Here is a 15,026-nt window from a genome sequence, read left to right on the forward strand (position 1 = left end):
TTCTTTTGTTTATTAGGGGGAGAGAAATGATTTCAGCATTAATAGAAGCTCTAATAGGATCTATTAGTTTAAGTACGGGTTTACACACGAAAAAGATTGATGTTAACATACGTTACTTGCAGCAGTATGAATGGTTTCGAATGATATATGAAGACGAGAAGTATCAAAAGTTATTTATTACGAACTACAAAGTTCGCTCATATTTACAAAGTAAGCTAAGAGTTCGATTGCTCGTAAAAAATAAAAATGCACAACGAAGATTTTTAAAATTAGTAGAAGAGCAAATAGAAAAACGGCATACAAATTGAAATTTTGTAAAATACAATAAAAAATGAGAATTTGAGGTAGGGTTGTCAATAACGTGAGACTATGGCACTATAAAGAAATGCTATACAAATTTTATTTATCGAGATGTAAACATCAATTTTGATTTTTACGTATAAATAATGAACGGAGGAAATGAATTTATGGCTACTTTACCAAATTGTCCAAAATGTAATTCAGAATATACGTATGAGGATGGCGTTCTTTTCGTATGTCCAGAATGTGCTCATGAGTGGGGCCAAGAAGCAGAAGCTGAAAATAATGATGGTGCAAAAGTTGTAAAAGATGCGAACGGAAACGTTCTTCAAGATGGCGATGCTGTTACTGTTATTAAAGATTTAAAAGTAAAAGGAACTTCTTCAGTTGTGAAGATCGGTACGAAAGTAAAGAGTATCCGTCTAGTTGATGGCGATCACGATATCGATTGCAAAATCGACGGTTTCGGAGCTATGAAGTTAAAATCACAGTTCGTTAAGAAGGCGTAAGTAAATAGAAGAGGAGGCGAATAGCCCCCTCTTTTTATTATGTCACTTTTTGTCGGTAAATCGATATTTCGTACAAAATCGTTGATATATTCTGAGTTATGATAGATATATTTGCAAAATCGTTGATATATTGCAAGTTATGATAGATATATTGAAAAAATCGTTAATATAATTTCACTCACCGAGAACGATGCATCATTTACTGAGCGAAAGTTACGATTTACCTCGCATCATAGTCAACCTCTTTCAACTGACATCGCTTATTAAAGAACGTTTTATATCCAAGCTGTAAAAAGATAATGACAGCAAAGGCAGTACTTCCAGAAATACCGAGTATGATGGCGATTTGATATTGAATGGCTGTGAATGGTGATACACCGGATAATATTTGACCAGTCATCATGCCTGGTAAGCTTATAATTCCCATTCCGACCATAGAATTAATTGTTGGTAAAATAGCAGAGTCAAAAGCGTCTCGAATGAGCGGAGCAGCTGCTTCTTTCGGTGTTGCGCCGAGCATAAGTGCACCTTCAATTTGACCTCTTTGCGATTTCATATTGTTTAAGAACGTATTTGCACCAAGAGAAACACCAGTCATGGCATTCCCAACTAACATTCCTGTAATAGGGACGATATATTGCGGAGCATACCAAGGGTCATGACCGATAATAACAAAGATAAATAGTAGAAGTGGTCCAATTGATCCGGCGATCATGGAAAGGGCGGCTACTCGTTTTAATTCTTTAGACATTGGGATGTTAACCCGTTTATAAATATTAAAAATTGCAAAGGTAGTAATAGAAGTGATGAGAGCGATTGTATAAAATGGATTACTGTTTTCAAATATGTATGTAAGGACATATGCAACAAGTACGAGCTGAATCGTCATACGGAATGTTGCGAGCGCGATTTGTTTTTCGCGAGGTATTCCTTTTAATTTTACAAGTCCAATTAAAATAAGAATGAAAATATAGGCAGCTGCAAGTTGCCAAATTTGGAGTTCAATAACGCCCTTCAACTGAGAGCACTTCCTTTCTAGTTGCACCCTTTGTTTTGCTAATTTCAATAATATCGTCTGCAATTTCTTCTGGAAGTTGTTGCGAGTGTGTGATGAAGATAACTGTTTTTTTCTTTTTTCGTGCTAGTTCAGTAAATTGTTTCATAACGCGGCGTTCTGTATCACTGTCTAATGCTGAAGTGGGTTCATCTAATAAATAGACAGGCGGATCCATAAGTACGATACGTGCAAAGGCAAGTCTTTGTTTTTCACCGCCGGATAATGAGGAGGTGCTATCTTCTAATTGCTTGTCTAAGCTAACGGTTTGTAATGCACTCCGCAGGGCATCATCATTTGGAAATGGTTTTTCAGAAAGACGAAGTCCCATTAATAGGTTGTCTTTAACGGTTCCATCAAAAATAGGTGGAGTTTGCCCAAGCATAACTACGTCACGACGTAATTGAATAGGGTAATAATCAGAAATTAACTTTCCGTTATATTCAATTGTACCGGATGTTGGGGATTGTAAATCATTTAACATGCGAAGTAATGTGCTTTTTCCGCTTCCGCTTTCACCGATAATACAAGTAATCTTTTCTTTTTAAATCTGTAAATAAGGAATGTGTAGTATATCTTTATATATAACGTCTTTTAATATAAACATAAATCGCTCCTTTCTGATTCTAGTTATATCGTATCAAAAAAAGAGGGGAAAATGGTTATAACGAACAACGTTTTTTCTTCGTCTTGAGTTTTATTAATAAGTTAAGTAAACGATCTAATTCTTGGCTGAAAGAAATCACTTTATCATGAGTGAATCCGTATCGTTCAACGAGATAGATTAGCTCTTTCTTTTTCGCTTCTATTCGATTGTTTAGTTTCGATAAGTTCATAAGTGGAATGTAATGCCTCCTACAAAAGTATTTATCACATGAAAAATAAGACCGAATGAACTCGGTCTTAAAGGAAGTAATAAAACAACTTACAAATAGCATACAATGTTTATCAATATTTTTTAATATAAAAATGAAAAATAAATCATTATAAATATTGAGAAAGATGTGTCTGATAATTTTTAAAAACTGATGCAAAGAGGCTGCCTACATAGTAGACAGCCTGTAAAGTATTAACCTTTATGATATTTGTACATCCAAAGAAGACCAGATTTTAATAATCTCGGTACACGTCCCATTAATGGTTGGTTTGCTAGTAAACCAAAGCCGTGCTTCTTACCAAGAGATCCTAGAACACCTTTTAATTTAATAACAGGTAGTTCATCCGGGAGTGGTTCATTATTCCAACGTTTTAATAATATTTGGACAATTTGTTCTCCTTGACCTTCAGCCAGTTGGGCAGATGGTGCATGTGGAAGTGCTGCGCAATCTCCTACAACGTAAACATGATCGTTATTTGGAATATTATGATATTTAGTTAAGACAACCCGTCCGCTACCATCTTGTTCAACTGGAAGGTTTCGAACAACTTCATTTGCTTGAATACCAGCTGTCCAGACGATTGCATCACATTCAAGTGGTTCATCGTGGTTGTACACAATATTTGGTTCTACTTTTGTAATGTTAGAGTTTCGTATAATGTTAACTTTATGCTTTACAAACCATTCTTCTACGTATCTACTTAATTTCTCTGGATATGGGAATAAAATTCTATCTTTTCGATCAAATAAATAGATTTTTAAATCAGAACGGCTTTCACGAAGTTCACTTGCTACTTCAACGCCACTTAAGCCAGCACCAACGACAGCTACTGTTGCATTTGGTTCTAGACTATTTAATTGTTCATATGTCTTACGTGTTTGTTCAATTGATTGTAGACTATGTGTATATTCTCTAGCTCCAGGAACGTTATGATATTTATCTTCACAGCCAAGTCCGATAATTAAATCATCATATTGGATCGCTTCGCCGCCATCAAGATGAACAGCTTTTTCTTCGAGGTCAATATTTGTTACTGTGCCGTATTGAATATTGAGGCGTGGGTGTTCAGGAAACGGTATACGAATATGCGTTTCTGAAATAGTACCCGCAACTAATGCATAATATTCAGTTTTGAAGCAATGATATGGTACTTTGTCGATTAATGTCACTTGTACATCATCTGGAAGTTGGTTGCTTGGAAGTAGCCTTTGCAGAATTCTCATTCCACCGTAGCCCCCACCTAGTATTACGAGGTGTTTCATGATGGATTACCCCTTTTCTGTTGAAATATCCCCTAATCATAAAATTTTATATTAATAAAATATTTTGACTTTACTCAATCAAATTATATCGAATTTGTGAACAAATAACAATGCATGAATGAATACTCTGTTGTACAATAAGAAGAAAAGTAAACTGTTTTTCTTTTTAAGTTACTCTTTCATTGTAAGTAGCATGTTATATAGAAGAAATCATCTACTTTGAAGTGAAGTAATGAAGTAACTAAATAGTTTAGACTGTGTAACGAAAACAACAAGAAACAGCTTAGTTTTCTTCTTATAGATAAAGTGAAAAGGTAATTTGTTTTGTAGTACAGGGGGGAGAATTTTGATTAAACCATTAATTGAATTTTGTGTAGGTAACCTTGCAAGTGGTTCACAAGCAGCTCTAGAAAAATTAGAAAAAGATCCGAATTTAGATGTAATGGAGTATGGTTGTTTAGGATATTGTGGCATTTGTTTTGAAGGACCATTTGCACTTGTAAATGGTGAAGTTGTACAAGGTGCAACAGTAGAAGAGCTTGTTAATAATGTATATGAGTATTTGGATGAAAATCCAATGTTTTAAGGTGTTGCGAATTAGCAGCACCTTTTTCATTAGATAAAACTTTATTTCGTGGGGAAGACTAATACTGAGTATTAGTCTTCCCCAATCGAAAATAGTAGGATAAATAAAAAAAGGCCCTTTTTAGAAGGGCTTTTTTCTTACACAAATTGTGTAAGAGTGGCTCATCGCCAAACGTTGTCAAATATGAGAAACGGGGGACATTCATATTGTGTTCTAAAAGCATGCATTTTATACTTAACATAACAAATTATTTTTGGAGTGAATATAAATGAGCCAATTTTCTTTTACAAAAATGCATGGTCTTGGCAATAGTTATATATATGTAAATATGTTTGAAGAGCAAATTCCTGAAGAAGATTTAGCCCTTGTGGCCGAAAAGGTTTCAAATATTAATACTGGTATTGGAGCAGACGGGATGATTTTAATTTGCCCTTCAGACGTAGCTCCGGTGAAGATGCGTATGTTTAATAATGATGGTTCTGAAGGAAAGAGCTGTGGTAACGGTTTACGCTGCGTAGCGAAATATGCGTATGAGCATAAACTAGTAGAAGAAACAGTTTTCACAATTGAAACGTTAGCTGGTATTGTAACGGCTGAAGTAACAGTAGAAGATGGTGTCGTGACATTAGCAAAAATCGATATGGGAGCACCTCGTCTAACACGTGCAGAAATACCAATGCTTGGTGAAGGTGAAACACCATTTATTCGTGAAAACTTCTTATACAATAATCATCGTTATGCATTTACAGCTGTTTCAATGGGAAATCCGCATGCGGTTATTTTTGTTGATGATGTAGAAAAAGCACCTCTTACAACACTTGGACCAGTTCTCGAGACACATGAAATGTTCCCAGAGCGAGTAAATGTTGAGTTTATCGAAATTTTGAATAATGACGAGATGAACTTCCGCGTTTGGGAACGTGGATCTGGTGTAACGCAAGCTTGCGGAACAGGAGCGTGCGCTGCAGTTGTAGCTGCTATTTTAAATGGAAAGATGGAACGTGGTAAGGAAATTACAGTCCATTTAGCTGGCGGCGATTTAATGATTGCGTGGACTGAAGAAGGAAACGTGTTGATGAAAGGACCTGCGGAAGTAATTTGCCGCGGAGTGTATGAGTACAAGATAGAAGCGTAAAGATGTATAATGGACTAAGAACAGAAAGGAAGGTGTATTTCATGATTGAAGTAACAGAACAAGCAGCTTTTCAAATTAAAGATATGTTAAAAGATGCTGAAGATGGAGAGAAGTATGTGCGCCTTGCTGTACACGGCGGCGGATGTAGCGGTCTTTCTTACGGCTTAGGATTTGAAGTAGAACCAAAAGAAGACGACACAGTTCTTGAGTTTTTCGGTGTTGAATTTGTTATCGATACAGAAAGTGCTCCAATTGTTAAAGGAGTAAAAATTGACTATAAACAATCTATGCTTGGCGGCGGATTCACAATCGACAATCCAAACGCGATCGCATCATGCGGATGTGGATCATCTTTCCGTACAGCATCGAATGCTGGTAAGCCAGAAGAGTGCTAAGTTTTTAGCCAAAATAGAAAAGGCCTTTTTAGCGATGGAATAAAATTGAAGTGACCCCCGAAAGTTAGACAGGTCGTTTCATTAGGCAGCCTCTAGGGTATGAGCCCGGTATTGTACTGGGCTCATACCCTTTAATTTTGCCTTAATTCTTTTATGATTATAGTATTCTATATACTTTGCTAATTCTTGTTTGAAATGTGTTATACTTTCAAATTCTTTTCGATACAGAAATTCCGATTTCATGATACCGAAGAAATTTTCAATAACGGCATTGTCATAACAGTTTCCTTTGCGAGACATACTTTGAGTTATGCCACAATTCTTAAGAGAATGACGGTATTGTTTCATTTGATAGTGCCAACCTTGATCAGAGTGAATGAGGAGTTTATCCGGATTGGTTACACAATAAAGGGCTTGGTCCAACATCGTTGAAACAAGGGAATAGGTCGGTCTTGAACCAATTGTATACGTGATAATTTCACCATTAAATAAATCCAACATTGGTGATAGGTATAACTTCTCCCCAAATAACTTAAACTCCGTAATATCTGTAACCCACTTTTCATTTGGTTTTTCAGCTTGGAAGTTGCGATTTAAAATATTTGGCGCAATTTTCCCAACTGTCCCTTTGTAAGAGCGGTATTTTTTCATACGAACCAGACATTTTAACCCTAATTCTTTCATAAGGCGATACACTTTTTTATGATTTACTTTGTGTCCACGATTCATAAGTTCATCACGAATACGACGATAACCATAACACCCATCGTGTTCATTATAAATAGCTTGAATCAGTTCTTTTACCTCCGCATTTGGATCAGGACGATTAAAACGTTTCATCCAGTAATAGTACGTACTACGTGGAATGTTTGCGAGTTGAAGTAACTCCTTGATAGGAAATTCATGCCTTAACTCGTAGATTACTTGCGCTTTGTCTTGTTTGGTGATTTTTCTTTGTTTTGAACTAAGGCATTCAACTTTTTTAAATATGCATTTTCCATACGTAAACGCTCATTTTCCGCTTGTAAGGCTTCGATTGATCCTTCATCTACTGGCTTTATTTTTTTATCTTTCATGGTTGGACGCCCCTTTTTCTTTGATTGTAGGGCATCCAATCCTCCTGTTTCATAAGCTATTTTCCATTTCCGAAGTGTTTCATAAGACGGTATATTGAAAAGTGCCGCTGTTTCTCTGATAGATGTCCCGTGTTCATTCATATAATAAAGTACATCTAGTTTATACTGGGCTGGGTAGAATGTATAGCACTTTTCAAAGGCCTTTTCACCTGAAGACTCATATCGTCTAATCCACTCACGAAGTACGCTAGGGTTAACTCCTATAGATTTAGCAATTGTTTTTCCACTTTCTGTACCATCTAAATATCGTTTCACCGCTTGGATTTTTTCTTTTGAAGAAAATTTAGCCATAAAAAATGCACCTCCAATTGTTAGACTGTGTCTAACAATTGGGGTGCACTTCAAATCGTTAGAAAGGCCTTTTCTTTTTGCGTTAAAACAGAAAATGCATGTAAATTTACTTTAGATTTTAATTTAAATGTTATTATATATGGTATATATGATTAACGCTGTGAATTCGAGATTCATATTGTTCATTTTAAGATAAGATTATGTAGAAAAAATGTAAATAATTAGCAAAAATATACTATTTATTAGTTATATTTAATGTTAATATTTGTAACGAGGATGATTGGCGAGGGCTGATTAAAGTTTCACTTTATACAAAAAAGGGGCATGAGGGAGAAGGTTATAGCCAATTGTATAGAACTGAATACTTCCGTATTAATTAAAATACATTGATTACTAGATATTAAAAACCACCGGGGGAGATTAGAGTGAAGTCATTTAAGAGAGTACTTATAGTAGGGATGGCGTTGACTACAGTATCGATTTTGGGAGCTTGTTCTAGCGATACAGACGTATTAACAAAAGCAGGAGCAAAGCAACCAGCGAAGGCGGAAGGTGAAGTACTAAAAGATCAGAAGAAAACACCTATGACTACGAGCAAACGTGAAAGTATTAAAAATGAGGATGCACCATCATCACAAAAGCGTTATATTTCTCATGATGAATCTCAAAAGATTGAGGAAGGTATGACGTATACGGATATTCTTAATACGATTGACTATGGTGGTGAGAACATAAAACATTATAATAACCATGAAAAACGCGTATTTTATACTGAAAAAGATACGGATGGTACATATGAAATTATGGTTGAATTAAATACATATGGTTACGTTGTAAATATTGAACGTACTGCTATAAAGGATAAAGATAAAGATAAAGATAAAGAGAATCAGGTATTTACGAAACGTAGTGAAGAGCCTGTAAAGGAATATGAAGAAAAAAACGATCGTGTACCGTGGTATAAAGATGTAAATAACAATTCGGCAGCAGTAAGTTACAATCATTATTTGAAAATCAAAAAAGGTATGCCCGCGAATCAGGTAAAAGCTGCAATTGGACAGCCACATGTGATTGAGAAATATAAATCTTATTCAGTATATGACTATACTGGTTATGGTGGAGAAGGATCATTACGTGTAATCTTTGAACCGAATGGAACTGTTACGGATATAGTGGAAGACAGTTTACCACGATAATAAATTAGTTACGGGAAGAATTGTAGTAAAGTTGTCTTTGATTTTATAAAGTTTTTGGGAGCATCTCCGAATATAGGTGAAAAAATAATTCTCTTAGCCATGTTAACTACAGTATTAGTATTTACCGAAGTTTCTTCCAAATTCAATAGCGTTATCGTGGATGTTGTTGTCGTATTATCTTTGTTGATATATACCGCAGTAGGGCAGAAATTGTAACTGGACGCGGAGGAGTAGCAGCTTCCTTTTAAAAGAAGGAGGAAAATATGATGGAGGATATTCTTGAATTTATAGGGAGATACGTAATTAAACCTATTATTAGTTTAGTGAGATATCTTGTAATAGAGATTATAATTGAGGGCATAATAGAAGGCGTAATAAACGGTATAAGGAAATTACGTGATAAGTGGCGAAATTGGCGTGAAAGACGTTATTGGCGGTAGTGTAGCTGATGAGCGTGAGAAACAAAAACGTTATACAGAAGCTTAATGGAATGACAATTTCTAAAGTGAAGAAATAATTATTATCTTACAAAAGTGTAATGTTCATGTCATGTTTTTGAATTTCTTCTTTAAGCTCCGGGCTTTAAGATAAGAATATAAGAAAAAACATATGAGGTGAAGGAAATGAAAAGATACATTGCACTATTTAGTATTTTAGTTGTATTTGCAAGTTTGTTAGTTGGTTGTGATTTAAACCGTATGGGTAAAGATGAGTATTATGTTCAAATTACAGTAGATGGAAAAGAATTTGATAGTAAAGCTAGTAATGGGCAGAAATTTAAAGATTATGAATATAAGCTGACTGGCTTTGATAAAGACGGTAAAGAGAAAGAATTAGAATTCATAGCTCAAAAAAATCTTCGTAAAGAAGCATTCCTACGCGTATACCACTCAGATAAAAAAGGTGTAACAGCTTGGGAAGAAGTGAAAAAAGACGAGCTTCCAGCGAAAGTGAAAGAAAAACTAAGTGTGAAATAAGACAGATAAAAAGGAATTGACGAACAGGGTCTTTTCTAAAGTTATAATATCAACGGTTTATAGTTAATCGGTAACGGTTTGGTAACAATTATAGCAAATCTTTTTCCATAAACGCAACTACTTCTGCTTGCTTCGAAGGATACAAATGGCTATAAGTATTTAAAGTTGTTGCTACATCAGAATGCCCTAATCGCTGGGCTACAACCAGCGGGCTAACACCTTTATTTATTAGATAAGAAGCATGAGAATGTCTAAACTCATGCATTACAATCTCTTTAACCATAGCAATCTTTAGATAGTTGTTGAATTTTTTATGTAATGAAGTTGTGGCGAGACTATCATAGAATTCACCAAAAACAACATAATCATTTTTAACTGGTGCTGTTAGTGCAGCATCTTTTTTTATACCTCTTAATAAATTCATTACAAAGTTAGGTAACATAATAATTCGATTAGAAGCTTTAGTTTTTGGTTCTGTAACTTGACGATTGTATTTAGTTTTGTGAATGTTAATGGTCTTTTCTTCGAAATTTATATCTTCCCAAGTTAAAGCTAGTAGTTCGCCTTTTCTTGCTCCACTATAATAAAGAGTTGAAAAGAATGCTTTATACATGGGCTCATCTACCACACTGATAAACTGTTTAAATTCTTCGAATTCCCAAAAGTTAATTCTTTTCTTTGATTCTTTTTGAAAATTCCCAGCAATTCTTGCTGGATTGGTTGTTAAACCATGAAATTTTATTCCAAAATTAAATATTGCTGAGAGTGTAGTGTGGAATTTTTTTAAATATTCCGCAGAGTATTCATTGATCATTTTGTTTTGATAGTCCATTACATGTCTAGGTGTGATACAGTCAATTTTCATTTTTCCAAATTCTTTCATTAAATGATTGTAGATGGCATTTTTTATGGTATTTATTGAAGATTGTTTCCTCCTCTGCGTATACCAATTAAAATAACTATCTGCAACGTGCTCAAATGTTAGATTGGAGTTTGATTCTTTTTCAACTAACATTTTAGCTTCTGCTTCACGTGCTTCTTTTTTTGTTTTAAACCCACGACGTTTTACTTGCTTGGTTGTCCCATCAAACTGACGGACTCTTACTACGAAGAAATATGTACCTCGTTTGTCATCCTTATAGATCACCATAGGGGTTCCTCCTTTATATAAAGAGTGATAATTCAATTTATTGAATAGATTATAGCTTGTTTGTTACCAAAAGAAAAGATGTCCCAATGAGAACATCTTAATAATGGATTTAAGTTTGAAGAAATAACAATTGGTAAACGGCTAATTTTATGTTATGCCATTTGTTAATAAAAGGAGTCAGTCCAATAAAAAGAATCCGCTACAATCTGCAACGGATTCTAGTCTTAGAAGTTTGAAGCAACTAAGACGTTTTGTGATGGAAATTCGATTATAACATATGACGGTTAAAAACCAAATGGACCTTATAGGATTTGAACCTATGACCGGACGGTTATGAGCCGTCTGCTCTGACCAACTGAGCTAAAGGTCCTTGTATGGATAGTATATCAGCGTGTATAAAAAAAGAAAAGGCACAATCAATATGAAAGGGCTTTTTCTTTCAGCTTAATATTTCTTTAAATAAATAGAGGTGTACCTCTTTTATTGGGATGTAAACACACCCTATAAAACAGAATCATCTTTAAATCCAGATTGTTAGCACACACAATAAAAAAGAAGCGAGGTAAATATTTAGATAAACGCTATGTCACTAGTGCGATTGACATATTACGCTCTTAATAATAAGAGAATCTGCTTTATAGAATGTATCCACGTTCTTTATTGTACTACTTCTATTATGTACATGGTATATTTTTTGGTGATTATGCAAAATTGCATTATTGCAATTTCTATAAAACACAAAAAAAGACATCCAAATAAGGATGTCTACGAAATTAAACCATCTTACTTTTAATAACAGAAGAGTAAGGGAACTCAATTATTATTAAACCATCATATTGATTAAAACAGAAAGGATACTTTTATATTATCATATAGTGCTATCCATTAATATTGATAAAAAATAGAAGGGGATTTTTGGGGAATAGACAGAAATCAATGATTGGATGGGTTTGAATTTTTCATAATGGTTGGTTTTTTACCCTTAAAATTAAAATATAATAGCAAAACAATGGGGGAATGGGAAACAATTGTCATTTTAGAGAAACAATTGTTGAAAAAATCAAAAAAGATAATTATTTTAAAGATAATTGTGTTATATTGGGTGCGTATATCCAATTATGGAAGAGAATTTGCAGTTTCGAAAGTTTATGAAATTAACAAAATAATATTATTGAACATAAATAGAGACCCATAGAAGCGTGTTTGAGAGGGACTCTCACACCTCCTCTCGAACCGTTCCCTAACTAGCACTTAGGAAACACTTGCCTCGTATGAGTCCATCTTATTATATCACACTTATACAATGTTCCTTATTGAAAAAATTGTTAGGATGGAGAGTTTATGTTCGGAGAAGGGGGAAGTGAATTTGCAACATGTAATGGATCAGTTGTTGAAAAGAATAGAATTTTGTGGATATTCAAGAAGAAATTTTGCTGAGAAAATCAAAGTAAGTCGTGAAACATTCAGGAGAGGACTTATTTGTGAATATGAAATGGATGTAGCAGTATTTTTTCAATCCATTGAGATTTTATTTGAGCATCCAACTGAAAAAAGAAAAATCATAAGAGAATTTTTCAATATGTGTGAAAGTATCTCTAACATTGAAGTGGCTTTAATATATTGTCAGGTTCAAGGTGAATATAATCTGATGCAACATTTAATAACAAAGCATGAAAATAAAACGAATTTAGGAATTTTTTTTAGTATATATAAACTTTTTAATAAGAGGAATAGAAATGAGTTAAAAGGACAGGCACTGCACGATGAATTGAATAAGAGGCGTTTTTCTTCGAATCCACATTGCCAGGTGATGGTTAATATACTGTATATGCTAGCATTAGCTGATAAGCCGAATAATAACGCTATTATTGAATATGTAGACGCTGTAGAAGAAAATTTAAAAAAAATAAAAAAAGGTCAAATTAAAGATTATCTTAGTATGCTAGCAAATGAAAGAAAGGCATACATGTATCTTTGGAGAGTGCAACTTGATGAATGTAGGGAAACATGTTATAAAATAATTAACTCTTCCCTAGATATTCCAATTGTCAAAGCGACATCATTATGTTGCGTTGGTGAATCTTACCAGTTCGAGTCGCCGGTTATGTCTGAAAAGTTCATAGAACAATCTATTAAAAAATTAGAAGAAGTTAATGTCCCTGTAAAAACTCAAAAGTATATAGCTTTTCAATCTACATTGGCGCATGTAAGGATAACTAACAATTTAAACATTGATAAGATTGATGTTACGGTAATTCATGAAAATGAACAGGCTAATTATGAATATAACTATGGTGATCGAGAGTTAGGAGTTTTAATGTTTGAACAGATGAAAAGAAAAGGATTTACTCCTTTTCAACGTCTTTCTTATTCAAAATGTATTGGTGATATGGAAGGAATTAAACAAGCTCTACTCGAGTTTGAATTAGCAGGGTTAAGTTTTTATGGACAGTTATGTAAGGATATTTTAATGAACAAAGGGGAAGTGCTACAATGAAAAAGAATTTAATTGCACTTTTAATGTGCGTAGGGGTATTAGGATTCGGATTATTTGGAGAAGTTAATCAGATAGAAAAAACAAATCCAGTTCAGTATATGATGACTGATCCTGGCGGAAGTTAATATAGTTGCTATAAAAAAGAAAGTCGCTACTTCGGTAGCGGCTTTCAGTGCGTTTAAGGAGTGACACAAATAAAATTACGCATCGTAAAACTGTGTCACCTGATTTTTGAGTAAAATGAAATAGGAGGAATTTTGATGTTAAACACTGTAGGCGTAGATATTAAAAAGTTGGAGTTAATTGAAAAAATCTTATTATTGGAGAAAGAAACAGAATGCGAAGTGATCTTCCAAGCGATTGGAGAATTAAAAAAGGAGATTGATGGCAAATGAGCTGTCAATCTCTTTTACTATAATTTAGATGCTTGTTCTAAGATATTCTTCATCATGTTTAAAATGGTTTCTTGTTTGGAGCTATCAAGCTTTTCGATTTTACCAGCCATTTCAAGCATTTCTTTTTTGATCTCAGAAGATTCATCCATTGTTAATTGTTTATGATCTGAGCGTCCCAATAAGTAATCAGCTGTAACACCAAAGGCTCCTGCCAGTTTATTTAACACTTCATTACTTGGAGCATTTCTTCCGTTTTCAATTTCCGAGATGGAAGACTTTTTCAAACCTACTTTATCTCCTAATGCTTGCTGTGTTAACTTTATCTCTTTTCTAAGTGTTTTAACCCTAGTCCCTAACATATTTATCCCTCCATTCTATAAAGAGTTCTCATACACATTGTAATATAAAAGTTCACTCTAAACAAACTTTTTTGTTTTATTTTTAAAAAACTTAAAATATAATGTACATTTTTAGTGAACTTATGCTATGATGATTTCATAAGTGAGGTGAGCAATAGTGGATTTTGACAACAAAAAACTTACTTGGATTCTTCTTGAACATGGAGTCAGTCAACGTCAGCTGTCAAAGGAATTAGGTAAAGCAAAAGCTACAGTGTCTGGATATGTCAATGGTACTATACAACCGCCTTTTTCTGTTATATGTAAGATAGCAGATGTATTAGGCGTAAGTGTGGACTATTTTAGAGAGGGTAGGAATGAGTGAACTTTTAGATTGTTTTTTTAACATTTAAGTTCACTTAAAATGTACTTTAGGGAGGGTGAATAATGATTGAGGAAAGCCAGTTTTCGTTAATGATAGTTGCACTCGTAATTTGTATAGTCTCTTTAACAGTTTATTTTTTGGACAAGCCAATTGAAAAGTTTATAAAGGATGATGATAGCGATGTATAAAAACCTATTTATTGTTCGAAGAGAACATCGTATGACGCAAGAGGATGCTGGGAAGTTAGTAAACATATGCCAGCAAACGTATTACCTAAAGGAAAAAGGAAAACGTGATTTTACTCTTACGGAAGCAAAATTACTCGCACGACATTTTAAAACAACGGTAGACGACCTATTTGCGAAGTAACTGGAGGGGAATTTAAATGAAAAACGGTAAAAAATTAACCAAGCGTGAAAAGATCCACCTTAAATCATACAAATTGAATCCTGAGAGCTGGTTAATCTTTAAGAAGGTAGATGGCGAATTACATTTAGTTCATCGTCATACGAACTCAATACGAGTCATTCCAAGTGTGTAGG

21 protein-coding genes, 1 tRNA gene and 2 pseudogenes are annotated in these 15,026 nt (G+C 34.1%); 16 read left to right on the top strand and 8 right to left on the bottom strand.

The genetic code is table 11. The features are described 5' to 3' along the window. Nucleotides 1-26 precede the first annotated feature (26 nt). Both QCI79_RS16625 and phnA read left to right on the top strand, forming a co-directional pair. Nucleotides 27-308: a hypothetical protein gene (locus QCI79_RS16625; protein ID WP_000622258.1), complete on the top strand. Its 282-nt coding sequence runs from the start codon at nucleotides 27-29 to the stop codon at nucleotides 306-308. A 159-nt stretch (nucleotides 309-467) separates the two neighbouring features. Then, complete coding sequence (gene phnA / locus QCI79_RS16630; protein WP_000212737.1) at nucleotides 468-809, top strand: alkylphosphonate utilization operon protein PhnA; 342 nt, start codon at nucleotides 468-470, stop codon at nucleotides 807-809. A gap of 220 nt (nucleotides 810-1,029) precedes the next feature. On the opposite strand, the gene QCI79_RS16635 is transcribed toward phnA, so the two are convergent. From QCI79_RS16635 to QCI79_RS16650, 4 genes and pseudogenes are all read right to left on the bottom strand, one after another. Further along, entirely contained in the window at nucleotides 1,030-1,827 is a 798-nt protein-coding gene (locus tag QCI79_RS16635) for an ABC transporter permease (RefSeq protein ID WP_021727534.1), read from the bottom strand. Then, a pseudogene (locus tag QCI79_RS16640) lies at nucleotides 1,811-2,470 on the bottom strand (ABC transporter ATP-binding protein). The gene QCI79_RS16635 and the pseudogene QCI79_RS16640 overlap by 17 nt, the downstream one beginning before the upstream one ends. 55 nt (nucleotides 2,471-2,525) lie before the next feature. Next, on the bottom strand, nucleotides 2,526-2,699 hold the full coding sequence (locus tag QCI79_RS16645) for an aspartyl-phosphate phosphatase Spo0E family protein (RefSeq protein WP_001054089.1): 174 nt from the start codon (nucleotides 2,697-2,699) through the stop codon (nucleotides 2,526-2,528). A gap of 233 nt (nucleotides 2,700-2,932) precedes the next feature. Next, nucleotides 2,933-4,003 (bottom strand): NAD(P)/FAD-dependent oxidoreductase, encoded by a 1,071-nt coding sequence (locus QCI79_RS16650; RefSeq protein WP_000682077.1) that lies wholly within the window; start codon nucleotides 4,001-4,003, stop codon nucleotides 2,933-2,935. 346 nt (nucleotides 4,004-4,349) lie between these two features. On the opposite strand from QCI79_RS16650, the gene QCI79_RS16655 reads away from it, so the two are divergent. The 3 genes from QCI79_RS16655 (at nucleotide 4,350) to QCI79_RS16665 (ending at nucleotide 6,119) form a co-directional block, all read left to right on the top strand. Next, nucleotides 4,350-4,589 carry a YuzB family protein gene (locus QCI79_RS16655; RefSeq protein ID WP_000595026.1) on the top strand — a complete coding sequence of 80 codons (240 nt, stop codon included), beginning with the start codon at nucleotides 4,350-4,352 and terminating at the stop codon, nucleotides 4,587-4,589. Between the two features lie 268 nt (nucleotides 4,590-4,857). Continuing rightward, on the top strand, nucleotides 4,858-5,724 hold the full coding sequence (gene dapF / locus QCI79_RS16660) for a diaminopimelate epimerase (RefSeq protein ID WP_000077397.1): 867 nt from the start codon (nucleotides 4,858-4,860) through the stop codon (nucleotides 5,722-5,724). Between the two features lie 41 nt (nucleotides 5,725-5,765). Next, entirely contained in the window at nucleotides 5,766-6,119 is a 354-nt protein-coding gene (locus tag QCI79_RS16665; RefSeq protein ID WP_000573825.1) for a HesB/IscA family protein, read from the top strand. Nucleotides 6,120-6,200: 81 nt separating this feature from the next. Here QCI79_RS16665 and QCI79_RS16670 read toward each other — a convergent pair. Next, a protein-coding gene (locus QCI79_RS16670) for an IS3-like element ISBth10 family transposase (protein WP_087942842.1) occupies nucleotides 6,201-7,546 on the bottom strand; the annotation gives its coding sequence in 2 pieces (ribosomal slippage) (nucleotides 6,201-7,105 and nucleotides 7,105-7,546; 1,347 coding nt in all). Nucleotides 7,547-7,971: 425 nt separating this feature from the next. Here QCI79_RS16670 and QCI79_RS16675 point away from each other — a divergent pair. From QCI79_RS16675 to QCI79_RS16685, 3 genes and pseudogenes are all read left to right on the top strand, one after another. Continuing rightward, on the top strand, nucleotides 7,972-8,742 hold the full coding sequence (locus QCI79_RS16675; protein WP_000834605.1) for a hypothetical protein: 771 nt from the start codon (nucleotides 7,972-7,974) through the stop codon (nucleotides 8,740-8,742). A gap of 411 nt (nucleotides 8,743-9,153) precedes the next feature. Continuing rightward, a pseudogene (locus tag QCI79_RS16680) lies at nucleotides 9,154-9,222 on the top strand (methyltransferase); the annotation flags it as partial. A 143-nt stretch (nucleotides 9,223-9,365) separates the two neighbouring features. Further along, entirely contained in the window at nucleotides 9,366-9,719 is a 354-nt protein-coding gene (locus QCI79_RS16685) for a YxeA family protein (RefSeq protein WP_000833145.1), read from the top strand. An 88-nt stretch (nucleotides 9,720-9,807) separates the two neighbouring features. Here the strand turns inward: QCI79_RS16685 and QCI79_RS16690 are convergent, their stop codons facing one another. Both QCI79_RS16690 and QCI79_RS16695 read right to left on the bottom strand, forming a co-directional pair. Beyond that, nucleotides 9,808-10,869 (bottom strand): tyrosine-type recombinase/integrase, encoded by a 1,062-nt coding sequence (locus QCI79_RS16690; RefSeq protein ID WP_000237488.1) that lies wholly within the window; start codon nucleotides 10,867-10,869, stop codon nucleotides 9,808-9,810. Nucleotides 10,870-11,165: 296 nt separating this feature from the next. Beyond that, nucleotides 11,166-11,239, bottom strand: a tRNA-Ile gene (locus tag QCI79_RS16695). A gap of 594 nt (nucleotides 11,240-11,833) precedes the next feature. On the opposite strand from QCI79_RS16695, the gene QCI79_RS16700 reads away from it, so the two are divergent. The 4 genes from QCI79_RS16700 (at nucleotide 11,834) to QCI79_RS16715 (ending at nucleotide 13,761) form a co-directional block, all read left to right on the top strand. Continuing rightward, nucleotides 11,834-12,064, top strand: coding sequence for a hypothetical protein (locus tag QCI79_RS16700; RefSeq protein ID WP_031303231.1), 231 nt, complete (start codon nucleotides 11,834-11,836; stop codon nucleotides 12,062-12,064). 171 nt (nucleotides 12,065-12,235) lie between these two features. Next, nucleotides 12,236-13,366 (top strand): AimR family lysis-lysogeny pheromone receptor, encoded by a 1,131-nt coding sequence (locus QCI79_RS16705; RefSeq protein WP_021727903.1) that lies wholly within the window; start codon nucleotides 12,236-12,238, stop codon nucleotides 13,364-13,366. Beyond that, complete coding sequence (locus tag QCI79_RS16710; protein WP_021727904.1) at nucleotides 13,363-13,491, top strand: hypothetical protein; 129 nt, start codon at nucleotides 13,363-13,365, stop codon at nucleotides 13,489-13,491. The genes QCI79_RS16705 and QCI79_RS16710 overlap by 4 nt, the downstream gene beginning before the upstream one ends. Before the next feature lie 135 nt (nucleotides 13,492-13,626). Then, nucleotides 13,627-13,761 (top strand): hypothetical protein, encoded by a 135-nt coding sequence (locus QCI79_RS16715; RefSeq protein WP_023901185.1) that lies wholly within the window; start codon nucleotides 13,627-13,629, stop codon nucleotides 13,759-13,761. A 17-nt stretch (nucleotides 13,762-13,778) separates the two neighbouring features. Here QCI79_RS16715 and QCI79_RS16720 read toward each other — a convergent pair whose 3' ends face one another. Next, on the bottom strand, nucleotides 13,779-14,120 hold the full coding sequence (locus tag QCI79_RS16720) for a helix-turn-helix domain-containing protein (protein ID WP_021727905.1): 342 nt from the start codon (nucleotides 14,118-14,120) through the stop codon (nucleotides 13,779-13,781). Nucleotides 14,121-14,277: 157 nt separating this feature from the next. Between QCI79_RS16720 and QCI79_RS16725 the strand changes: the two genes are divergently transcribed. From QCI79_RS16725 to QCI79_RS35025, 4 genes are all read left to right on the top strand, one after another. Continuing rightward, a complete protein-coding gene (locus tag QCI79_RS16725) occupies nucleotides 14,278-14,484 on the top strand; it encodes a helix-turn-helix domain-containing protein (RefSeq protein ID WP_021727906.1) in 207 nt (68 codons plus the stop codon). A gap of 62 nt (nucleotides 14,485-14,546) precedes the next feature. Next, nucleotides 14,547-14,672, top strand: a complete 126-nt coding sequence (locus tag QCI79_RS16730; RefSeq protein WP_021727907.1) for a hypothetical protein — start codon at nucleotides 14,547-14,549, stop codon at nucleotides 14,670-14,672. Beyond that, entirely contained in the window at nucleotides 14,665-14,853 is a 189-nt protein-coding gene (locus QCI79_RS16735) for a helix-turn-helix transcriptional regulator (protein ID WP_021727908.1), read from the top strand. Before QCI79_RS16730 ends, QCI79_RS16735 begins: the two co-directional genes overlap by 8 nt. Before the next feature lie 16 nt (nucleotides 14,854-14,869). Next, nucleotides 14,870-15,025, top strand: a complete 156-nt coding sequence (locus tag QCI79_RS35025) for a DUF6906 family protein (RefSeq protein ID WP_000788368.1) — start codon at nucleotides 14,870-14,872, stop codon at nucleotides 15,023-15,025. Nucleotide 15,026: the final 1 nt, after the last annotated feature.

Origin of the sequence: Bacillus cereus group sp. MG1 (genome assembly GCF_040460035.1) — a bacterium.
GTDB lineage: Bacteria > Bacillota > Bacilli > Bacillales > Bacillaceae_G > Bacillus_A > Bacillus_A cereus.